Here is a 21,660-nt window from a genome sequence, read left to right as displayed (position 1 = left end):
TCGAGCCCAGCTTAGCCGGTTGCGGCCCGATCGCCAGTCCCACGATCACCGATCGGACCGCCCGCGAGGATCGGCGCGCTCAGGCGGGAACCATCACCGACAGCAGGTCGTCGACATCCCCGACCGCGAAAGCGGAATATTCGTCGCCGATCGCATATGGCAACAGGATGCGGCGATCCCGGATCAATGCACCGCAGCTGTAGGTGACGTTCGGCACATAGCCGCCGCGCTGCTCGGCGCTGGGAAACAGCAGCGGCGACGCGGTGCGGGCAAGCACCTTCGACGGATCGTCCTTGTCGAGCAGGCAGGCACCGATGCAATAGCCGCGCACCATGCCGACGCCGTGCGTGAAGACCAGCCATCCCTCGTCGATCTCGATCGGCGAGCCGCAATTGCCGAGCTGGACGAACTCCCACGGATATTTCGGGGCCATGATCGGAGTCCCGGTCTCCCAGGTGTAGAGGTCGTCGGACCGCAGCAGCCAGATGTTCTCGCTGTCCTGTCGCCCCAGCATCACGAACTGGTTGCCGATCCGCCGCGGGAACAGCGCCATGCCCTTATACCCGGTCATGGCGCCTGCGAGCGGTCGCATCTCGACCCGGCGCAGGTCGACGCCACGCAGCATTTCCTGCCGCGCATCCTTGCCGTCGAACGCAGTGTACGTGCCGATGATGCTGCGGACGCCGTCGTGATCGGTGAAGTTGACGAGGCGCAGATCCTCGACGCCCTGCCGCTGGCTCGGCAGCACCGGGAAGATCACCGTTTCCGACGCGTCCTGGCTGTCGTCGCACACCAGCCGGACCCACTCGTCATCCTGACGCTCGATCCGGGGCGGCACGCCGTGGGCGCTGGGCGGATCGAGCTGCAGCCGATCCCCTGGCCCCCACTCGCCGGTGCGAAACGTGATCGACGAGATGTGCCCCTCGCCGATCCCCCGCAGCGACATGACGAAACGGACCGCGCCCGGCGTCGACGGCGCCTCGTCCTCCAGCAAAACAATGCTCGGGTTGAACAGCGCCGCGGACTCGAACGCGTACTCCTGGCTGAAATAGGCGCCGATCAGGAGCCGCTCGTCCTCGCAGAATTCACCCTCGCCGATGACGTCGCGCATCTCCTCGAAGCGGCGGAACAGGACTTGCTCGACGTTGCGGTGGCGCTCCCGCATCGGCGTCAGCAACAGGTCCCGCATTCGTTTCCGCATGGCGTCGTCCAGCGCGCGTACGCGGTCGACCACGACCTTGCTGCGGGCCGGACGATCGGCCTTGAACGCCTCGGGATAGCTGAAGCTGAAGGGGCGTACCACCGTACGCGACGGATCTGGTTTCAGCTCGACATCGAGCGTGGTGAAGACATCGGCAGCGTTCATCGGCATGTGCCTCATGGAAGGGATCGCGAAAGATGGAACGCGATGCACTGGGTAACGATGCCGGGCGGATCGCGATCCCGAGCCGTCGTCGCGCGAGGACCATTTCACGCGTCGAGCATCCCCCCGCCACGGATCTGCGCTATTTTCGCACGAGTTTCGAGTAGGGCGCCTGATACTCGCCGATCAGCTTCGCCTCGATGAAGAATTCGCGATTGACCACCGGATGCGCGACACGGTCATCATAATCCCCGCGCTTCGCGAACATCGTCAGGCAATCGATCGGGCCTGCCCCCTGCCAGTCGATCACCTCCTGCATGACGATGACGCCGCCGTGATCGCGCACGAGTCTGCGGATAATCGACGCCGACATCGATGTCGCACGACTATGGCCGTGTTCGCCTTCGTCGTGATCGGCATCGGCGCGGTTCGAATGATGGATGAACGCCACGCCGCTAGGCGCCAGCTTCGCCAAGATCTGAGACACATAGCGTTCGAAAACCTCGATCTCGGCATGCACGAGCGAGTCGAACGAGAACACCATGTCGTAGCTGCCGTCGGCGGCTGCACTCAGATCCTGCCCGTCGTTGCTTGCAAATCGGGCGTACGCGACATCCGCGAAGCGTCGTTCGCAGATATCGACGCACGACGCGCTCAGGTCGATCGCGAGGAAGTCATCACAATTGGCGATGAGGAACTGCGACCAGCGGCCGTGACCGGGCGCGATCTCCAGAATGCGTCTGGCCGGCAAGAACCGGTGCAGACGCGGATACAGGCTGCCGAACCACTGCGCCTCGCTGCCGCCCCATTGCCGGCTCCACTCCTCGCCGGCCTCCTCCCAGACGTAGTTCTTGTCCCACATCGATGCGTTCCACATCAAATCCGGCATGATTTCGCCCCTCCAGCGTGCCGCGGCCTAGCTGGCGCAGCGCATCGGCGACATCTTTCCAGCCCTGCCAGAGAGAAGCAACCCGCAGAACCTGTACGCCAGCCAACAACCCCGTTCAGGAACGATGTCTCTTGATAGCCGTATCAACGGCGCATCCCGATTGTCGGGTTCGAGAGGACATCTCATGAAGTTTAAGCATCTCATCGCTGCCGGGTTGGCCTTCGCGACACTCGGCCTCGGCGCCGCCGCTCCCGCAGAAGCACAGCGCGGGTACAGCCAGCAGTATCGCGACAACGATCATCGCGGCGACCACCGTGGCGACCATCGGGACGACCGCCGCGACTATCGCCACAACGACCACCGCGGCGATCGTCATGACGACCGTCGCTGGCGTGGTCGCGATCATGATCGTCGCAACTGGAACAACAACCGCCGCTGCCGCACCGAATGGCGCCACAACCGCCGCGTGCAGATCTGCCGCTGAAAACTCTTGAAATCGAGTGGGCGGTGGCGCGATGCTGCCGCCCACTCTCGTTGTGACCTTTTAGAAGGATCCGGATCATGAAGCGTTTTCTCGGTACGGCTGCACTGATCGCCGCTACCTGCCTCTCCGCCGCCACCCCCGCACTCGCGCAGTCGCAGGCCGACGACGCGCGCTTCGCCGCCGCCCAATCGCGCCTCGACAGCGAATTGCAGATCTTCCGCCAGGAATTCGATCGCTACCAGTCGGTTCGCAATCGCGGCGGGTATGTGCCGCAGGGCGGCTATCGCACCGCGCCAGATCGCAGCGGCGGCTATCAGGAAGCGTATCCAGACGAGCGCGACGAGGGTAATTACGACCCCTCGCGCTACTATCGCGCCGGCCCGAACTACCAGGAGCGCACGCTGTCGACCAACGACCGCGTCTATGCCGGCCAGGACGGCAAATACTATTGCAAGCGCAACGACGGCACGACCGGGCTGATCATCGGCGCAGCCGGCGGCGGCATCCTCGGCAACGTCATCGACGGCGGCCGTTCGCGGATCGTCGGCTCGCTGCTGGGTGCGGCGGCAGGTGGCCTCGCCGGACGTGCCGTCGAGCAGAGCAACAACCAGGTCCGCTGCCGCTGATCGACGGTCGATCCTCCCCCGCCAGGGGGAGGTGGCAGGCATCGCCTGACGGAGGGGGAGGAAGGGGAAACCTCGGTTCCGTGTCCTCCCCCTCCTTCACCTTTGGCGCCACCTCCCCCTGGCGGGGGAGGATCACAGGTTCTACTTCGCCACCCCGACCAGCTTCTGCGTGAAGTACGTCATCTGCAAAGCCTGCAACCGAGCCCCCTGCTCGATATCGGCATCGCCCGAATGACCGCCCGCCGTGTCCTCATAATACAGATACGGCAGCCCATATTCCTTCAACCGCGCCGCGAACTTCCGCGCATGCTGCGGCCCGACGCGGTCGTCCTTGGTCGTCGTCCAGATATACGGCTCCGGATAAGCGACGCCCTTCTTGATGTTCTGATACGGCGAGATCTTTTCGAGGAACGCCTTCTCCGCAGGCACCGTCACCGATCCATATTCGTCGACCCAAGACGCCCCAGCCGCGATCCCCTCATACCGAATCATGTCGAGCAGCGGCACCTGGATCGTCACAGCCTTCCACAAATCCGGATGCTGGTTGAACTCGACCCCCATCAGCAACCCGCCATTCGAGCCACCATAGATACCCAGCTTGGCCGGACTCGTCAGCTTCCGCGCAAACAGGTCCTTCGCCACTGCGGCAAAGTCGTCATAGATTACCTGCCGCTTCGTCTTCCGGCCAGCGTCATGCCACTTAGGCCCGAACTCGCCGCCCCCGCGGATGTTCGCCAACACATACGAGCCGCCGCGCTCCAGCCACAGCTTGCCGGTGCTCCCCGAATAGCTCGGCGTCATCGACACCTGGAAACCACCATACGCCGTCATGATCGTCGGCGTGGTCCCGTCGAGCGCAATGCCCTTCTTGTGCACCACGAAATACGGCACCTTCGTCCCGTCCGTGGACGTCGCCTCGAACTGCTCGACGACATCGTTCGACGCGTCGAACTTCGCCGGCAGCGTCTTGATCGGTTTCGGCGCTGCCCCCGTCGCCGCATCCAGCGAACAGAGCGACGTCGGTGTCAGGAACCCCGTCACCGTCAGATACGCATCGTCACTACGATCGGTCGTGCTCGCCACATCGATCGAGGCGTTGTCGGGCAGCGCGATCGGCTTGGCGGTCCAGCCCCCCGCCCCATGCGTATAGACCGACGCACGACCACGGACATTGTCCGACACCACCAGCAACAGCTTCGACTTGGTGAGCGCCATCCCATCGACCGACTGGCGCGGCCCCGGTGCGAACACGATCGTCGGATTGATCGGCCCCTTCTCGACCTCGGCAAGCGGCGCCGAAGCAACCGCCCCCTCGGGGATCTCGCCCCAAGGGTCACTGGTCGAGAAGATCACTTGTCCGTCGATCATCCCCGCCGGAAACGTCCGGTCGGGCAGCGCGAGCGGCCGCGTCCCCGCCGGCGTCCACACCAGCTTGTCCGCGCCGAAGAACGTCTTCCGTCGCTGGATCACGACCAGCCGGTTGCCCTTCTCGTCGGTCAGCACGTCCGCGCCGGTCGGCCCCTGGTCGGTCGCCGCACCGCGATATACCTCTGTCGCCGCCGTCAGCGGCTGGCCGCGTTTCACCTGTTTCAACACGAACGCATAGCCCGACTGCGTCGTCGTCCCCGCCCCCCAGTCACGCGCGACCAGCAGCGTATCCTTGTCGACCCAGCTCGCATCCTGCTTCGACTTCGGCAGCGTGAAGCCGCCCTTGACGAACGCACCGGTCGACAAATCGAACTCGCGGTAGGTCACCGCATCCTCGCCGCCCTCCGACAGCGCAACAAGACACAGGCGCTCCTCGGGCTGGAGACACGTCGAACCTTTCCAGACCCACTGCTTGCCCTCGGCCTTGCCCAGCGCATCGAGGTCGAGCGCGGTCGTCCATTTCGGCGTCGCGCTCGCGTAATCGGCAGCACTCGTCCAGCGCCACAGCCCATGCGGATGCTCGGCATCGCGCCAGAAATTATAGACGCGCCCGAACATCTGGTTCGGCATCGGAATACGATCCTTCGCCGACGCGATCGCCAGCGCCTCGGCATAGAAGGTCTTGTAGCGCGGATCGTTCTGCAGCCGCGGCAACGTCTTCGCGTTCTCCGCCTCGACCCAAGCCAGCGGCTTCGCGCCATCCTTGTCCTCGAGCCAGATATACGGGTCGGCGGCGGTGTTCGGTTTGGTCATCGGTGCGACTTGGGCAAGCGCGGCACCGCCCGCAAGGCCGGCGCCACCGCTCAATATCGTCGCCGCAAGCATCGAAGCCAGAACCCGCATCGTCGTATCTCCCTGATTTGCTTGGCGGGATACATGACGAGGTCTATCGCGGTCCGCAATGCAACCGGACCAGATATCGGCGGCCGACGGCCTGCCAAAACCCCGCCGCTTCGTCGCGATCGCCGCAATCTCGGCAGGCACCGCGCTGACGATCATCGACGGCGGCATCGCCACCGTCGCGCTGCCGACGATTGCCCGCGACCTGAACGTCGGCAGCAGCGCGGTGGTGACCGTGGTCACGGTGTACCAGCTGATCCTGGCGATGGCGCTGCTCCCGTTCTCCGGGCTCGGCGACCGCATCGGCCTGAAGCGCATGTACCAATACGGCCAGCTGCTCTTCACCGTCGCGACGTTGCTCTGCTTCTTCGCAAAGAGCCTGCCCTTCCTGCTCGTCGTCCGCGCGGCACAAGCCCTGGGTGCCGCAGCCGCGCTAAGCGTCTCCTCAGCGCTGATCCGCTCGATCTATCCCACCAAACAGCTTGGTCGCGGGCTCGGCATCAACTCGGTCGTCGTCTCCAGTTCGGCGGCACTCGCCCCGACGATCGGCGGTCTAGTCCTCGCCATCGCCCCCTGGCCCTGGGTGTTCGCCAGCGCCGTACCGTTCGCGATCGCGTCGCTCCTGCTCGGCCGCGCGCTACCCGAACCACGCAAACACGACGAACCCTTCGACGTGCTCGGCGCGGTGATGTGCGCGGCGATGATCGGCCTCGTCATCGGCGGCGCCGAGAGCGCGGTCCACGGCGACAGCCCGATCGTCTCCGCCGCGATCGTCCTGACCGGCGTCGTGATCGGCTGGTTCTTCGTGAAACGCGAACAAGGCGAGACCAAGCCGATCCTGCCGATCGACCTGCTCGCGCGGCCCGTCCTCGCGCTGTCGGCGATCGGTGCCTACACCGCGTTCATCGCGCAGATGACGCTGCTGCTCTCGACCCCGTTCCGCCTGACGCATGCGTACGGGTTCAGCGCGGCGGAGGTCGGCGCCGCGATCGCGCCATGGCCGCTCGCCAACATGTTCGTCGCGCCGCTCTCCGGCTGGTTGTCGGATCGCTACCCAGCGGGATTGCTCGGCGGGATCGGCATGGGCGTCTCGATCTGCGCGCTGCTGCTGATCGCGTACATGCCCGCAGACCCCGGCTATTTCGACATCGCGTGGCGGATGGCGCTGTGCGGATCGGGCTTCGGCATGTTCATGGCCCCGAATGCGCGCCTCATCATCGGCAGCGCCCCCCGCGAACGCGCCGCGGCGGCTGGCGGCTTGGTCTCGACAGTGCGTTTAGTAGGCCAGACCACCGGCGCCACCCTGGTCGCCGCGTTGTTGGCGATGGGCGTAGGCGCGGGCATGACCCCGCCGCTCGTAGCTGCCGGTCTAGCGCTAGTGGCAGGCCTATGCAGCCTAAGCCGCCTCCGCCCCTCGATCCGCAACCCGCCGACCGAAGAAACCCAGGACGTGCAACCCGCGCAACAAACGCGGTGACCCGACCCCCTCTCCTCCGGGGAGAGGGTCGGGGCGAGGGGCAGCCAAGCAATGCTCCGCCCGGAACAGCCCCTCACCCCAGCCCTCTCCCCGGAAGGGGGAGAGGGAGCAGAAGAAGAATGTTCACCCTGCTATTCCTCCCCGGCACGGGGAGGGGGACCGCCGCTCGCAGAGCGGGGGAGGAGGGGGATCACCCGGAGCGTACCGCCTCGACAAACGAACACTCCGGTAGCCGCTGACGGCGAGAGGTTGGAACCCGAGTATCCACGACCGTAATTCCCGGGTGAGCCCCCTCCACCAGCTTCGCTGGTCCCCCTCCCCGTTCCGGGGAGGATACCCCATTAAAACGCCGCGCTCGCCTTAGCCTCCCCCATCATAGCCTTCCGCACCAAAGGAATCGGCGGCCCCCCAAAACTCAAGAACTGGTCATGGAACGCCTTCCACGCCTTCCGCCCACCCCGTGTCGCGGTCCAGTCCGCCCTCAGTTTCCGGATCATCAGCTTGCCCATCGTATAATTCAGATACGCCGGATCATACGTCCCCCGCGCCGCCTGCTGCTTCGCGTTCCCCTCGTCCTGGTAACACTCGTCGACGAACATCCGGAACGACTGCTCCTGCGTCATCCCCTTCGCATGCATGCGGATCGCCGAAAGATACCGGCAATCCCGCAGCAGCGCGTTAGAGATCTGCCCGACATGCGTCTCGGGATCGCCATTGTTGAGCCCCGCCTCCCACATCATCTCTTCGGCATAATGCGCCCACCCCTCGGCAAACGCATATCCCACGAACAACCGCCCGAAGAGCGAAGGCGAGCGGTTCGCATGCAGGAACTGGACGAAATGCCCCGGCATCACCTCATGCACCGAGGTGAACAACAGATCGTTCTTGCCCGGCACAAATGCGTCCTGCACCGCCTTGGTCCAGCTCGGGTCGGGCGGCGAGATATAGTAGATCGACGGCACGCCCTTATCGAACGGCCCCGGCGGATCGATATACGCCGAGTTCTGCCGGTTATACGGAGGCGACTCCTCGACCAGCGCCTGCTCCGTCCCCGGGATCGTCACCAGGTCGTGGTCCACGACGAACTTCCGCAAGGTCGGGATCTGCCGCCGAGCCTCGGCGACCGGGCCACCCACCGGCTTGTTCGCATTCATCTTGTCCATGCACGCGAGGATCGTCTGCCCCTTGGCGAACACCCCGCACGCCTGCGCCAGCGCCGCCTGGTTGCGCTTGAGATCGGCGACACCCGCCGCCTCGAGCTGGTCGAGCGGCGTATCGACGCCCTCGGTCATCGCCACCATCCGCGAGAACCTGTCCGCCCCAAGCGCAAAATCCTGCGTCGCGGTCGCGCGCTGGCCCTCGGTCCACGCCCCCAGGTCGCGCATCGTCTTCGACGCCGCCTGCGCCGCATCGGTCAGTTGCTTCTGCGCCGCCGCATCCTTCACGCCCGCAAACGCCTTCACCGCGTCGCCCGCATAATAGTCCGCAAACCCGTTAAACGCCGCCGTCCCGTAATTGACGTAGCTCAGCGGCATTGGCGTCTTGAGGTTCGCCTTGATGTTCCCCGCTGCCGCCGGGATCTTCTGCAGGAACGCGGTCAGCGCCTTCATCCGGGTCGGCGCATCGGCATAGTTGCGCGCGATATACGTGTTCGGATCGAGCCCCGCGCTCACATACCAGGCCGGATTATGGTGCGGCTGGTCGGCATCCTCGAGCCAGAACAGCTTCCCCTTGGCGACCTGCACCAGATAGTCGCGCTCGAACGCCTCGTCGGGTTTCAGATCCTTGAACGCCCCCGCCTTGTCGATCGCGCCATGCAGGAAGTCCGCCTGCCGCTTCAGCCCCGCCGCGCTCCAGTCGCCCAAGCCGCCGTCATATTCGTGCTTGCCCTGATAGACCGCGTTGGCCGGATCGATCTTGAACCAGCCGTCGATGAAGCCATCGCGGAACCCCGCCCAGTCGCCCTTCGCAGCGGTCGTCGGCGCGGCAGGAGCCTGCGTATTCGCGGTCGTCTGGGCAGGGCCACACGCGCTCAAGGCGAGGACTGCGCCAAGCGCCGTCGTCAAAAGTCCGATCCGCATCCTGTCTCCAATTCCGATTCGTCTCGGACCATGCTGCCAGTCGAAGTCTTGGTACGCCAGTGTGCGGAACGGCGCGCACGATGAGCCGTTGAACGTGCACCTGCCAAGACAGACCGGAGACTTGCATGCCCTACGTAAAAACCCGCGACGGTACAGACATTTACGTCAAGGACTGGGGCACGGGTCGCCCGGTGATCCTGACGCATGGCTGGCCACTCAACGCCGACAGCTGGGACGCGCAGGCGATGGCGCTCGCGCACGCCGGCTTCCGCGCGATCGCGTATGACCGCCGCGGGTTCGGCCGCTCGGGTCAGCCCTGGACCGGCTACAACTACGACACGCTGACCGACGATCTGGCCGACGTAATGGAAGCCACCGGCGCGAACACCGACGCGACGATCGTCGGCTTCTCGATGGGCGGTGGCGAGATCGCGCGCTACATGAGCCGCTATGAGGGCAAGGGCGTGGTCGCCGCCGGGCTGATCTCTTCGGTCGTGCCGTACATGCTCAAGACCGACGACAACCCCGACGGCGTCGACGAGGAAACGCTGGCCAGCATCGGCGCGAACATCGAGGATGATCGCCCGGCGTTCTTTAAGACGTTCCTCCAGCAATTCCTCGGCGTCGGGTTCATCACCTCGCCGGTCAGCGACGAAATCGTCGACTGGGCCTGGAGCCTTGCGATGCAGGCGGGCCTGCATCCCACGCTGGAGTGCGCCAAGGCGTTCGGCCACACCGACTTCCGTCAGGATCTGGCCGCCTTCCGCGTACCGACGCTGGTCGTCCACGGGACCAGCGACAAGACCGTGCCGATCGACGCCACCGGCCGCGCCGCTGCCAAGGGCATCGCGGACTCGCAGTTGGTCGAATATGACGGCGCCCCGCACGGCCTGACGATTACCGAAAGCGATCGCTTCACCAACGACCTGCTGACGTTCCTGGGACGATAATTTTTCTAAATCCTCCCCCGCAAGGGGGAGGTGTCGCCGAAGGTGACGGAGGGGGAGGACGGCGAAACAGAGGTTTCCCGTTCCTCCCCCTCCGTCAGGCAAGCCTGCCACCTCCCCCTGGCGGGGGAGGATCAAGCGTTCAGTTCCCCAACGGGACGATAACCTCGTCCGGATGCGCGACGTTCAGTTCCTTGCGGACCATCTCGTCGACCATATCCGGGTTCGCATGATCCGGGTTCAGTAGCGCCACCCGGTTTTTCAGCACCTCGCGCTTGCGATCGAGCGCGGCATAGTCCTGCTCGCGCTTCGCAAGCTGGCGCTTGTAATCGCCATACGCGAACATCCCGTTCGGCCCGAGCACGGCATACGCGCCGAAGAACGCCATCAGCGTCAGCCCCAGCGCCGGCCACGCGGCCTTGCGCATCGTCTTCCGCAACTTGCTGGTCTTCGTCGTCACGCGTGCCATGTCGTCCTCCGGTACTCGCGTCCTGATTGGTCGATCATCCCGGACCGATCAGATACTTATACCCCTCATACACCCAACCGTCATTCCCGCGAAGGCGGGAACCCATAGTGGCAGGCCGAGCAATAGAAACGCGACCGTGCGAGATTATGGGTCCCCGCCTCCGCGGGGATGACAAGAGTTGGATTTCTAAGGGACTATACCGTCACCCCCCGATCAGGATGTCGCGCCCAGCATAACGCGCCGCATCACCCAGCTCTTCCTCGATCCGGATCAGCTGGTTGTACTTCGCCAACCGGTCCGACCGCGCAAGGCTGCCCGTCTTGATCTGACCGCAGTTGGTCGCGACCGCCAGATCGGCGATCGTCGAATCCTCGGTCTCGCCCGACCGGTGCGACATCACCGCGGTATACTTCGCCCGCTGCGCCATAGACACAGCCTCCAGCGTCTCGGTCAGCGTGCCGATCTGGTTGACCTTCACCAGCAGCGAGTTCGCGATGCCCTGGTCGATGCCGCGCTTCAGACGCTTCGGGTTGGTCACGAACAGATCGTCGCCGACCAGCTGGACCTTGTCGCCGATCAGGTCGGTGAGCGTCTTCCAGCCCTCCCAATCGTCCTCGCCCATGCCGTCCTCGATCGAGAAGATCGGATAGCGACGCGTCAGGTCCGCGAGATACTCCGCCATCTCGGCGCTTTCGAGGATCCGGCCCTCGCCCGAGATGTCGTACTTGCCGTTCTTGTAGAACTCGGTTGCCGCGCAATCGAGCGCGAGCATCACGTCCTCGCCCGGCTTGTACCCCGCCTTCTCGATGCTCGACATGATGAAGTCCAAAGCCTCGGTGGTGCTGCCGATGTTCGGTGCGAAGCCACCCTCGTCGCCGACGCTGGTCGACAGGCCCTTCTCGCTCAGGCCCTTCTTCAGCGTGTGGAAGATCTCCGAGCCGCAACGGACCGCCTCGAGGATGTTCGACGCGCCGACCGGCACGACCATGAATTCCTGGAAATCGATCGGGTTGTCGGCATGCTCGCCGCCGTTGATGATGTTCATCATCGGCACCGGCAGCAGGTGCGCCTGCACGCCGCCGACATAGCGGTACAGCGGCAGGCCACGCGCTTCGGCTGCGGCCTTGGCGACGGCGAGGCTGACGCCGAGGATCGCGTTCGCGCCCAGCCGGCCCTTGTTCTCGGTGCCGTCGAGCTCGATCATCGCGCGATCGAGGTCCGACTGGTCCTCCGCGTCCATGCCGAGCACGGTATCGGTGATCTCGTCGTTGACCGCGTCGACCGCGCCATCGACGCCCTTGCCGCCCCAACGGGTCTTGTCGCCGTCACGACGCTCGACCGCCTCGTGTGCGCCGGTCGACGCGCCCGACGGTACGGCGGCACGGCCGAAGCTGCCGTCTTCGAGCAGCACGTCGACCTCGACGGTCGGATTGCCGCGGCTGTCGAGGATCTGGCGTGCATGAAGGTCGATGATTGCGGTCACGTAACGATGCTCCTACAAATCCCGGTGCCGGGTCGTTCGCGCCGCCTCTACCGTCTCACGCCATATCGGGCAATCGCGCGCGCTTCGGGAACCGCGCTCCAACGACGGTGTTGAGGGCGTAACAATTCTGAAAGGGACCGTCATGGCCGACACCAGCGTAAACGACACCGTCAACGACCTGAAAACGACCGCGAACGAGGTCGGGACCGAGCTCAGCAAGACGATCGATAACGGCGATGTCTCGGCCAAGGCCGGCGACGCCAAGCAGGCGATCAAGGACGGTGCGAACAAGTACACCGCGCAGGCGACCGACAAGGTCCGCACCTTCGCCGAAGACGGCAAGGCACGTGCAAGTGGTGCTCTGGAGCAGGTTGCACAGTTGCTGACCGACGCCGCCGGCCAGGTCGATGAGAAGCTCGGTTCGCAGTACGGCGGCTATGCCCGCAGCGCCGCCGATAGCGTCTCGGGCTTCGCCGACCAGGTGAAGGCGAAGGACATCGACGAGCTGTTCGACGACGCGCGCGAACTCGTGCGGAAGTCGCCAGCCATCGCGGTGGGTGCAGCAGCCGCCATCGGCTTTGTCGTCGCGCGACTGGTGCAGTCGGGCGTCGATGCCAACTCGAAGGTCTGACGTCTTGTCCGACCCACTGACGTTCGCGACCGGCGAGGACGAGAGCCTCGTGTCGATCGTCGGTCGCCTGGCGACCGAGACGAAGAGCCTCGCGACCGCGGAAGTCGCTGTCTACAAGGCCAAGTTCGGCGAGACGGCGAGCGCGTACAAGTCGGCTGCGATGTTCTTCGCGGTCGCCGGCGTGCTGGCTTTGGCCGCGCTGATCGCACTGCTGGTCGGTGCGATCTTGACGGTGGCGACGCTGGTGGGGCCAGGATGGGCGACCGCCATCGTCGTGGTGGCCGTCCTCGCATTGGCGGCGATCCTGGCGATGATCGGCAAGTCGAAGCTTCAGACGAAGAGCGAGCCCATATCATGACATCCGCCAAAGTCGCCGCCGCAGAGATCGAATCGGCCCTCGCCCGCCAGCGCGTCATGATGACGATCGGGCAGTTGCAGGACCGGCTCAATCCGCGGAAGCTCGCGCTGAACGCCAGCCGCGACGTCGCCGATGCCGGCACCGCCGCGCTCAGCGCCAGCGTCGAGACCGTGAAGCGCAATCCGGGGCCGACCGCGGGGTTTGCCGCGGTCGCCGGGCTGTTCCTCGCGCGCCACCGAATCGTCGGACTCTTCCGCCGCGGGCGGTGACCGCTCTGACCACGGTCACCGTATTGAAACCTAGAAGTCCCGGCTCGCGTTGAACCCTCATTGCATTGAACGGCGAGCAGCTTGCCACCAGAAGGACATTTTCCATGACCGACGCAAAGACCACCGCAAACGAAGCCGCCCACGAGACCGAGAGCCGTCTGCGAGAAGGGCTCGATACCGTCCGCGAGACCGCATCGAAGGTCTATCACGACGCCGGCGACAAGGCCTCCGAGGTTCTCGAAGTCTCGCGCGAGAAGACCAAGCGCGTCGTCAACAATCTCGAATCCAACCCGCTCGGCATCCTCGTCGGCGGTCTGGCCGTCGGCGCGCTCGCCGGCGCACTGCTCCCGCGTTCCGCCCGCGAGAAGGAACTGCTCGCCCCCGTCGGCAAGCGCCTCAGCGAGACGCTCGTCGCGGCAACTGCAGCCGCGAAGGATGCAGGCCGCTCGGAACTCGGCGAACTCGGCCTGACCAAGGACAATGCACGCGATCAGGCGAAGGGCTTGCTCGAGGGTATCGTCAAAGCGGTTACGACGGCCGGTACCGCAGGTGCGAAGGCGGTTTCGCAAAAGCCTGCCGTCTGAGGGTTCAAACCGCGGGTCGAACACGCTAGGGAGGCGGCAACCCCCTCCCTAGGAAAGCAAGCGCATGAGCAAGCTCCACCTCGTATTCGGCGGCCGCGTCAGCGACCCGCGCACCCTGGATTTCAACGATCTGAGCAAGATCGAATTCGTCGGCGTATTCCCCGACTATGCCAGCGCTGAGAAGGCCTGGCGTGCTGCTGCGCAGCGTACCGTCGACGATGCCGAGATGAAGTTCGTGGTGGTGCACCTCCACCGCATGCTCGAGCCGAACCTGGGCGCGACTGTAGCTTAAAGGCTTCCCTTTGGTCATTACCGCGAAGGCGGGAACCCATACCGGCTAACGTAGCGATCTTATCACGACATAGGCTATGGGTCCCCGCCTCCGCTGGGATGACGGTTTGGCTATACTTAGCCGACAATCAGTTTCTAGTAAGGCCACTGGCTCCGTCGCTCTCCCGTCCGGGAGAAGAAAAGACGCCAAAGGCGGCGCACCCCTTTCCGTTCGTGCTGAGTAGAGACCGAGTAGGCTCGCAGAGCCGTATCGAGGACTCGTATCGAAGCATAGGTTCCGCCCACTAACCTGTCCTTCGATACGCCGCTTCGACAAGCTCAGCAGCTACTCGGGACGAACGGTGTGGGCGTGGGTGTGGATCGGCGCGGCGCGGAGTGAACGTCTGTGAGGAACAGCCCCTCAAGCAGCCCGATAATGCCAAAGCAACAGCGGCCGAGCCAGCACCAGCCCCGCCAAGAACCCACCGATGTGCGCGCCAATGGCAATAGGCCCGCTGGCCCCAACCGAAGCCCCAAACCCGGCCAGCCCCATCAACAACTGGATCCCGATCCAAGCCGCGGCAAGCCAAACGACATGCACGACCCCAGCCGGCACCGGCCCGATCGCCTGCGCACGCCGCTCGCCATACAAAAGCGCATAAGCCCCAACGACCGCCGAAATCGCGCCCGAAGCGCCAATCATCGGCGCGGTAGACTCAGGCCCGAACGCCCAATGCCCCGCCGCCGCCGCATACGCGCCGAGCACATACAGAACGACCAAACCGACCGTCCCCAGCGCCTTCTCGACGAACTGCCCGCAATACACCAGCATCACGAGGTTCAGCGCGATATGCGCCCACCCGCCATGGATCAACGTAGCGGTCAGCGGCGTCGCCCAGCCTGGCACGACGAACATATGCTCGCTAGGAATACCGAGATCGGTCATCCGCAACGGAATGAACCCGGCGTTCACCGCCCAGTAGCCAAGCGATCCGCTCAGCACCAGAAATCCCGAGACGATGACCGTCACGATCGTGATGATCGCCGTCGCCCGCGTCTCGAAGAATTGCATAAGGCTCAGATGAACTCGATCTTGGAGACGACGTAATAGCGCTCGCCAGCCGGTACCGTGACCTCGACCTCTTCGTCGAGCTTGCGCCCGATCAGCCCGCGCCCCAACGGCGAGTTGTACGAGATCCGCCCGGTCTTCGCGTTAGCCTCGGTCTGGCCGACGATCTGATACTTCACCGGCTTGTCGTTCTCGTCGAGCAACGTCACCGTCGCGCCAAACACGACCTTGTCGCCCGAAAGGTCCTTCGGATCAATGATCTGCGCGCGGCTCAGCTTGTCCTCGATGTCGGAGATCGATGCCTCGACCTGGCCCTGACGCTCCTTCGCGGCATGATATTCCGCGTTCTCGCTCAGGTCGCCGTGCGCGCGCGCTTCTTCGATCGCGTCGACGATCGTCGGACGTTCGGCTTTCAGGCGCTTCAGATCCGCGCTCAGCGTCTCATAGCCTTCCTGCAGCATCGGCATCTTTTCGACGGTCGCCATCATCTCGTCCCCAAATCCATTTCCCCGCGCGAGGCCCTGTACCAGCCCCGCCCACACATCATTCTCATGTCGGGATCAGTCGTGCGACTGCGAATAATAGGATTGCAGCGGCCGTACTTCAAGGCTGTGCGTCGAAAGCTTGGCGATCGCCTTCGCCGCCTCGAGCGAAGCGGGCGCGGTCGTGAAATACGGAATACGCTGGCCGAGCGCGGAAGCACGGATCGGCTGCGAGTCCTTCAGGCTCTGCCACCCCTCGGTGGTGTTGAAGATCAGCGCGATGTCGCCGTCCTTGATCCGGTCGACGATATGCGGCCGCCCCTGCGCCACCTTGTTGACCTTCTCGACCGGCAAGCCGGCAAGCGCGAGATGATCCGCGGTCCCTCCGGTCGCGACGATCGAGAAGCCGGTGTCGACCAGCGCCTTCACCGCCTCGACGATCATCGCCTTGTCGCCGTCCTTCACGCTGACGAAGACATTGCCCTTGGTCGGCAGGATCGTCCCCGCGCCAAGCTGAGCCTTCGCAAACGCGATCGTGAAATCGGGATCGATTCCCATGACTTCGCCGGTCGACTTCATTTCCGGTGACAGCACCGGATCGACGCCGGGGAACTTGTTGAAGGGGAACACCGCCTCCTTCACCGCATAATAGTCGATATGCCGGTCGATCTTCGGCAGATTGACCAGCTTCTCGCCTGCCATCACCCGCGCGGCGATCTTGGCGATCGGCGCGCCGATCGCCTTGGCGACGAACGGCACGGTGCGCGACGCGCGCGGGTTCACCTCGATAAGGTAGACCAGCCCGTCCTTCACCGCGAACTGGATGTTCATCAGCCCGACCACCGACAAGGCATGCGCGAGCGCCACCGTCTGCCGCTCGATCTCAGCGATGATCTCCGCCGACAGCGAATATGGCGGGATCGAGCACGCCGAGTCGCCCGAATGGACGCCCGCTTCCTCGATATGCTGCAACACGCCCGCGACCACCACATCGGTGCCGTCGCAGATCGCATCGACATCCACCTCGATCGCATCGCGCAGATACTGGTCGATCAGCACCGGCGAGTCGCCCGACACCTGCACCGCGGTCGCGATGTAATGCTCGAGCTGCCCGATCGTATCGACGATCTCCATCGCCCGGCCGCCGAGCACATAGGAAGGCCGCATCAGCACCGGATAGCCGATCCGCTCGGCCGCCGCGACCGCCTCGTCCCGGCTCCGCGCCAAGCCATTCGCCGGCTGCAACAGCCCGAGCTTGGTGATCAGCGCCGCGAACCGCTCACGGTCCTCCGCCAGATCGATCGCGTCCGGCGTCGTCCCCAGGATCGGAATGCCCGCCGCTTCAAGTGCCCGCGCAAGGTTCAGCGGCGTCTGCCCGCCGAACTGCACGATCACGCCCACCAAAGTGCCGTTCTGCTGCTCGACATGCAGGATCTCCAGCACGTCCTCCGCGGTCAGCGGCTCGAAATACAGCCGGTCGCTAGTGTCGTAATCGGTCGACACGGTCTCCGGGTTGCAGTTAACCATGATCGTCTCATAGCCCGCATCCGCCAGCGCAAAGCACGCATGGCAGCAGCAATAATCGAACTCGATCCCCTGCCCGATCCGGTTCGGCCCGCCGCCGAGAATGACGATCTTCTTGCGATCGGTAGGCTCGGACTCGTTCTCGGGCTCGCCGAAGCTCGGCGCCTCGTAGGTCGAATACATATACGGCGTCTTGGCATCGAATTCGGCCGCGCACGTATCGATCCGCTTGAACACCGGCCGCACGCCGAGCTTCAGGCGATGCTGGCGCACCTCCTCCTCGGTCACGCCGCCAGTCATCGCCTTGACGACCTCGTGGATCAGCCCCGAGCCGCGCGCGATCCCGCGGTTCATGCCGCGCAGATTGGCGGATTGCAGTGCCAGCCACGCGAGCCGCTTGTCGCTGAACCCCATGCTCTTCAGGCGGCGCATACCGGCTGCGTCGATCGGCAGGCCGTCCTTCATCACCTCGGCCTCGGCCGCGATGATCTCGGCGATCCGCTCCAGGAACCACGGATCGTACTTGGCGATCGCATGCACCTCGGCGACCGTGAAGCCCTCGCGCAACGCCTGCGCCGCGACCAGCAACCGGTCCGGCGTCGCGACGGCCAGCGCCGCCTCGATTTCCGCGCGCGGCGCTCCGACCAGATGATCGACCTGGTTGAACCCCGACAACCCCGTCTCGAGCCCGCGCAACGCCTTCTGCATCGATTCGTGGATGTTGCGACCGATCGCCATCACCTCGCCGACCGACTTCATCGCGGTGCCGAGCGTGTTCGACGCGCCCTTGAACTTCTCGAATGCGAACCGCGGGATCTTGGTGACGACGTAATCGATCGTCGGCTCGAACGCGGCGGGCGTGGCGCCGGTAATGTCGTTCTCGATCTCGTCGAGCGTATAGCCGACCGCCAGCTTCGCCGCGACCTTCGCGATCGGGAAGCCGGTCGCCTTCGACGCCAGCGCCGACGAGCGCGAAACACGCGGGTTCATCTCGATGACGACCAGCCGGCCGTCCTTCGGATTCACCGCGAACTGGACGTTCGAACCGCCTGTCTCGACACCGATTTCACGCAACACCGCGATCGATGCGTTGCGCATGATCTGGTATTCCTTGTCGGTCAGCGTCAGCGCCGGCGCGACCGTGATCGAGTCGCCGGTGTGGACGCCCATCGGATCGACATTCTCGATCGAGCAGATGATGATCGCGTTGTCGTTGCGATCGCGCACCACCTCCATCTCGTATTCTTTCCAGCCGAGCAGCGATTCCTCGATCAGCACCTCGGTGGTCGGCGACAGATCGAGCCCGTTGCGGACGATCGCGATGAATTCCTCGCGGTTATACGCGATCCCGCCGCCCGAGCCGCCCATCGTGAAGCTCGGCCGGATGATCGACGGAAGCCCCGTCTTCTCAAGGCCTTCGAGCGCTTCCTCGACAGTATGGGCGATCGCCGAGCGCGCGCTTTCCAGCCCGATCCGGTCCATCGCGTCGCGAAACTTCAGACGGTCCTCCGCCATGTCGATCGCATCGGCATCCGCCCCGATCATCGTCACGCCGAACTTCTCCAGCGTACCGTCATGGAACAGCGCGAGCGCGGTATTCAGCGCGGTCTGCCCGCCCATCGTCGGCAGGATCGCGTCCGGGCGCTCCTTCTCGATGATCTTGGCGACGATCGCCGGCGTGATCGGCTCGACATAGGTCGCGTCGGCCAGCTCGGGATCGGTCATGATCGTGGCGGGGTTCGAATTGACGAGGACGATACGATAGCCCTCCTCCTTCAACGCCTTGATCGCCTGCGTGCCCGAATAATCGAACTCGCACGCCTGGCCGATGACGATGGGTCCTGCGCCGATGACGAGGATCGAGGAGATGTCGGTGCGTTTTGGCATTATTCTTCTTTCGCCGAGTAGCGCGTGCAAAGCGGCCGCTGAAATTTTTTGGAGAATTTGTAGTTCAGACAACGGCGACCCCAACCACCGAACTGCTCCTTCGCTGACGCTTTCATCACCTCTAGCGCTGGCGCAAAGTCGGATCTCGCGATCGCGAACTCACTGACGTAGGATTCTAGTTGCGAGGTATTTAACGAACCTCGGCAGATCTCGATAAGGTCGGCGTGGAGCCCTGTGCCGAACTGCATCCATCGCTCGGTTGATGCTGCATTCGACTGATAGGTAAGCAGCGTGCCACCGGTCAGTCTCCCACAGACCGTGTCGCTAAGGTCCGGCTTGGACAAATCGAAGGTTGTAAAAAGATCTTGGCCGTCATCGTTCAGAAAAAACCGGACGCGACGATCTGCTGATCGCCATTCGAGCCGTATTTTCTTCGTGACGAGTGGGGCATGCATAATCGGCGTATCGCTAATATCGTCGACTTCAGTGACGACGGCCAGTTTTCCAACCGGGACCGTCGTTACCGTCAGCTTTGCACTGGCCGGCCCTGCACATAACAGAAGGCCTATGAACGCCAGTGGTAGTTTCACCGCAGCGATCCGACGAACCGCTCGAAGAGGTACAGGCTATCCTGCGGCCCTGGGCTAGCCTCAGGGTGATACTGAACCGAGAACGCCGGCTTGTCGGTAAGTTCTAGCCCAGCGTTCGACCCATCGAACAGCGACACATGCGTCTCGCGGACGTTCGCTGGCAGGCTGTCGCGCTCAACTGCGAAGCCGTGGTTCATGCTGGTGATCTCGACCGCGCCGTCGGACAGGCGCTTGACCGGGTGGTTGGCGCCGCGGTGGCCCTGGAACATCTTGGTCGTGGTCGCGCCGACCGCGAGGCCGAGCAGCTGGTGGCCGAGGCAGATGCCGAACAGCGGCTTGCCCGTCTCCAGCAGCTGGCGGATCACCGGCACCGCGTATTCGGCGGTCGCGGCGGGATCGCCGGGGCCGTTAGACAGGAAGATGCCATCGGGGGCGAGCGCCATCACGTCGTCGAAGCTGGCGGTGGCGGAGACGACGGAAACCTTGGCGCCGGCCTCGACGAGGTTGCGGAAGATGTTGCGCTTGCTGCCATAATCGATCGCGACGACGTGGGGGCGCGTCTTCTGCTCCCCTTCCGCGGAGCGGGAGGGGTTGGGGGAGGGCATGGCCTCAGGCGGGGTCGGCGCTGGTTGGCCAGCCCCTCCCCCGCCCCCTCCCGCAAGCGGGAGGGGAGCAGAAGCACCCTCTCCTGCTTGCGAGCTGTCCCCATAGCCGAAGCCCAGCTTCCAGACACCGCCGGGGGCATCTTCACCCCAGCCATAATGCATGCTCGTGGACACGTCCTTGGCGAGGTCCATGCCCTCCAGCCCCGGCCACGCGCGTGCCATCGCCAGCAACGCCGCCACGTCGAACTCGCCGGTCGCCGAATGCGCGATCACCCCATTAGGCGCGCCCGCCACCCGGATCCGCCGCGTCAGCGCACGCGTGTCGACCCCCGACAGGCCAATCCGCGCATGCCGCTTCATCCAGCCATCGAGCCCCTCGACTGCACGAAAGCTCGAAGGCTGCGTCACGTCCTCGCGGACGATGATGCCGAGCGCGTGCGGATCGTCCGCCTCGACGTCGTCGGGGTTCGCGCCGACGTTGCCGATGTGCGGGAAGGTGAAGCAGATCATCTGCCCGGCGAAGGACGGGTCGGTCAGCACCTCCTGATAGCCGGTCATCGCGGTGTGGAAGCACACTTCGCCGACCGCACTGCCCTCTGCGCCGAACCCGCGACCCCAGATCACGTCGCCATTGGCGAGGACGAGGACGCCTGTTGCACCGGCAGGCATGGCTATAGGCTGGGCGTCGGCCATCAGGCTGGGCACTCTCTTTACGTTGACGATGTCGCTAAGTGGTGTCCGCTAAGGCCGGCGTGCCGCAGCGTCAATCTGTTAAACGGGCGGCGGACGCGCTATCCCGTCGGGCTATCCCGAACCGCCTGAAAGACCAGTACATGATTCGCGACGACATCAAGGCTGCGCAGCTGACCGCCATGAAGGCCGGCGACAAGCAGAGCCGCAACGCTATCTCGTTGATCCAGGCCGCGATCAAGAACCGCGACATCGAGGCGCGGACCGGGAAAGCCCCCGAGAGCGACGACGCGCTGGTGGTCGAGGTGCTCCAGAAGATGGTGAAGCAGCGCCGCGAGTCGATCGAGATGTTTGCGAAGGGCGGCCGTCAGGAGCTCGCCGATGCGGAGACCGCCGAGGTCGCGGTGATCGAACGCTTCCTGCCCGCGCAGATGAGCGAGGCGGAAACGTCGGCGGCGATCGAGGCGATCAAGGCGGAACTCGGCGCGACCGGCATGAAGGACATGGGCCGCGTGATGGCCGAACTGAAGGCGCGCCACGCCAGCGAGCTGGACATGAGCAAGGCGAGCGGCCTGGTAAAGGCGGCGCTGAGCTAACTGCTCCGCTCGCGGGAG

General features: G+C 64.6%; 21 protein-coding genes. 10 read left to right on the top strand and 11 right to left on the bottom strand.

Features of this window, described 5'->3' with window-relative positions:
* Positions 1-79: 79 nt before the first annotated feature.
* Together O6Y00_RS08470 and O6Y00_RS08465 are read right to left on the bottom strand one after the other, a co-directional pair.
* On the bottom strand, positions 80-1,366 hold the full coding sequence (locus tag O6Y00_RS08470) for a glycoside hydrolase family 130 protein (protein WP_353442139.1): 1,287 nt from the start codon (positions 1,364-1,366) through the stop codon (positions 80-82).
* A gap of 139 nt (positions 1,367-1,505) precedes the next feature.
* Positions 1,506-2,252: a class I SAM-dependent methyltransferase gene (locus tag O6Y00_RS08465; protein ID WP_353442138.1), complete on the bottom strand. Its 747-nt coding sequence runs from the start codon at positions 2,250-2,252 to the stop codon at positions 1,506-1,508.
* A 184-nt stretch (positions 2,253-2,436) separates the two neighbouring features.
* Between O6Y00_RS08465 and O6Y00_RS08460 the strand changes: the two genes are divergently transcribed.
* Positions 2,437-2,736 (top strand): hypothetical protein, encoded by a 300-nt coding sequence (locus O6Y00_RS08460; protein WP_353442137.1) that lies wholly within the window; start codon positions 2,437-2,439, stop codon positions 2,734-2,736.
* Positions 2,737-2,813: 77 nt separating this feature from the next.
* Complete coding sequence (locus tag O6Y00_RS08455; RefSeq protein ID WP_353442136.1) at positions 2,814-3,362, top strand: glycine zipper 2TM domain-containing protein; 549 nt, start codon at positions 2,814-2,816, stop codon at positions 3,360-3,362.
* A gap of 141 nt (positions 3,363-3,503) precedes the next feature.
* Here the strand turns inward: O6Y00_RS08455 and O6Y00_RS08450 are convergent, their stop codons facing one another.
* Positions 3,504-5,633: a prolyl oligopeptidase family serine peptidase gene (locus O6Y00_RS08450; protein ID WP_353442134.1), complete on the bottom strand. Its 2,130-nt coding sequence runs from the start codon at positions 5,631-5,633 to the stop codon at positions 3,504-3,506.
* A 58-nt stretch (positions 5,634-5,691) separates the two neighbouring features.
* Here O6Y00_RS08450 and O6Y00_RS08445 point away from each other — a divergent pair, with 58 nt between their 5' ends.
* Entirely contained in the window at positions 5,692-7,107 is a 1,416-nt protein-coding gene (locus O6Y00_RS08445) for an MFS transporter (protein ID WP_353442132.1), read from the top strand.
* A gap of 341 nt (positions 7,108-7,448) precedes the next feature.
* On the opposite strand, the gene O6Y00_RS08440 is transcribed toward O6Y00_RS08445, so the two are convergent.
* Positions 7,449-9,188: a DUF885 domain-containing protein gene (locus tag O6Y00_RS08440; protein WP_353442131.1), complete on the bottom strand. Its 1,740-nt coding sequence runs from the start codon at positions 9,186-9,188 to the stop codon at positions 7,449-7,451.
* A gap of 125 nt (positions 9,189-9,313) precedes the next feature.
* On the opposite strand from O6Y00_RS08440, the gene O6Y00_RS08435 reads away from it, so the two are divergent.
* Positions 9,314-10,138 carry an alpha/beta fold hydrolase gene (locus O6Y00_RS08435; protein ID WP_353442130.1) on the top strand — a complete coding sequence of 275 codons (825 nt, stop codon included), beginning with the start codon at positions 9,314-9,316 and terminating at the stop codon, positions 10,136-10,138.
* 139 nt (positions 10,139-10,277) lie between these two features.
* Here the strand turns inward: O6Y00_RS08435 and O6Y00_RS08430 are convergent, their stop codons facing one another.
* Together O6Y00_RS08430 and eno are read right to left on the bottom strand one after the other, a co-directional pair.
* Positions 10,278-10,604 carry an FtsB family cell division protein gene (locus O6Y00_RS08430; protein ID WP_055878455.1) on the bottom strand — a complete coding sequence of 109 codons (327 nt, stop codon included), beginning with the start codon at positions 10,602-10,604 and terminating at the stop codon, positions 10,278-10,280.
* Positions 10,605-10,806: 202 nt separating this feature from the next.
* Positions 10,807-12,087, bottom strand: a complete 1,281-nt coding sequence (gene eno / locus O6Y00_RS08425; protein WP_121884554.1) for a phosphopyruvate hydratase — start codon at positions 12,085-12,087, stop codon at positions 10,807-10,809.
* Between the two features lie 142 nt (positions 12,088-12,229).
* On the opposite strand from eno, the gene O6Y00_RS08420 reads away from it, so the two are divergent.
* The 5 genes from O6Y00_RS08420 to O6Y00_RS08400 all read left to right on the top strand — a co-directional run bounded on the left by O6Y00_RS08420 (position 12,230) and on the right by O6Y00_RS08400 (position 14,221).
* Positions 12,230-12,718 carry a hypothetical protein gene (locus O6Y00_RS08420; protein ID WP_121904094.1) on the top strand — a complete coding sequence of 163 codons (489 nt, stop codon included), beginning with the start codon at positions 12,230-12,232 and terminating at the stop codon, positions 12,716-12,718.
* A 4-nt stretch (positions 12,719-12,722) separates the two neighbouring features.
* Positions 12,723-13,076, top strand: a complete 354-nt coding sequence (locus O6Y00_RS08415) for a phage holin family protein (RefSeq protein WP_353442129.1) — start codon at positions 12,723-12,725, stop codon at positions 13,074-13,076.
* Positions 13,073-13,345: a hypothetical protein gene (locus O6Y00_RS08410; protein ID WP_056062302.1), complete on the top strand. Its 273-nt coding sequence runs from the start codon at positions 13,073-13,075 to the stop codon at positions 13,343-13,345. The genes O6Y00_RS08415 and O6Y00_RS08410 overlap by 4 nt, the downstream gene beginning before the upstream one ends.
* Before the next feature lie 104 nt (positions 13,346-13,449).
* Complete coding sequence (locus tag O6Y00_RS08405; protein WP_353442128.1) at positions 13,450-13,929, top strand: hypothetical protein; 480 nt, start codon at positions 13,450-13,452, stop codon at positions 13,927-13,929.
* Positions 13,930-13,993: 64 nt separating this feature from the next.
* Positions 13,994-14,221 (top strand): DUF4170 domain-containing protein, encoded by a 228-nt coding sequence (locus tag O6Y00_RS08400; protein ID WP_056051043.1) that lies wholly within the window; start codon positions 13,994-13,996, stop codon positions 14,219-14,221.
* A gap of 399 nt (positions 14,222-14,620) precedes the next feature.
* Here the strand turns inward: O6Y00_RS08400 and O6Y00_RS08395 are convergent, their stop codons facing one another.
* The 5 genes from O6Y00_RS08395 to carA form a co-directional block, all read right to left on the bottom strand.
* A complete protein-coding gene (locus O6Y00_RS08395; RefSeq protein WP_353442127.1) occupies positions 14,621-15,271 on the bottom strand; it encodes a rhomboid family intramembrane serine protease in 651 nt (216 codons plus the stop codon).
* A gap of 5 nt (positions 15,272-15,276) precedes the next feature.
* A complete protein-coding gene (gene greA, locus O6Y00_RS08390) occupies positions 15,277-15,753 on the bottom strand; it encodes a transcription elongation factor GreA (RefSeq protein ID WP_056052861.1) in 477 nt (158 codons plus the stop codon).
* Between the two features lie 75 nt (positions 15,754-15,828).
* The gene (carB, locus tag O6Y00_RS08385) at positions 15,829-19,161 is read right to left on the bottom strand and encodes a carbamoyl-phosphate synthase large subunit (protein ID WP_192145124.1); all 3,333 of its coding nucleotides are present in this window, start codon (positions 19,159-19,161) and stop codon (positions 15,829-15,831) included.
* Positions 19,161-19,751, bottom strand: a complete 591-nt coding sequence (locus tag O6Y00_RS08380) for a hypothetical protein (RefSeq protein WP_353442126.1) — start codon at positions 19,749-19,751, stop codon at positions 19,161-19,163. The genes carB and O6Y00_RS08380 overlap by 1 nt, the downstream gene beginning before the upstream one ends.
* Positions 19,748-21,049, bottom strand: a complete 1,302-nt coding sequence (gene carA, locus O6Y00_RS08375) for a glutamine-hydrolyzing carbamoyl-phosphate synthase small subunit (RefSeq protein WP_353442125.1) — start codon at positions 21,047-21,049, stop codon at positions 19,748-19,750. Before carA ends, O6Y00_RS08380 begins: the two co-directional genes overlap by 4 nt.
* 140 nt (positions 21,050-21,189) lie before the next feature.
* On the opposite strand from carA, the gene O6Y00_RS08370 reads away from it, so the two are divergent.
* Positions 21,190-21,642 (top strand): GatB/YqeY domain-containing protein, encoded by a 453-nt coding sequence (locus tag O6Y00_RS08370; protein WP_353442124.1) that lies wholly within the window; start codon positions 21,190-21,192, stop codon positions 21,640-21,642.
* Positions 21,643-21,660: the final 18 nt, after the last annotated feature.

The organism is Sphingomonas faeni, from assembly GCF_040407565.1.
GTDB lineage: Bacteria > Pseudomonadota > Alphaproteobacteria > Sphingomonadales > Sphingomonadaceae > Sphingomonas > Sphingomonas faeni_F.
The sequence above is the reverse complement of the archived record's forward strand: the minus strand, read 5'-3'. Positions and strand labels throughout refer to the sequence as shown.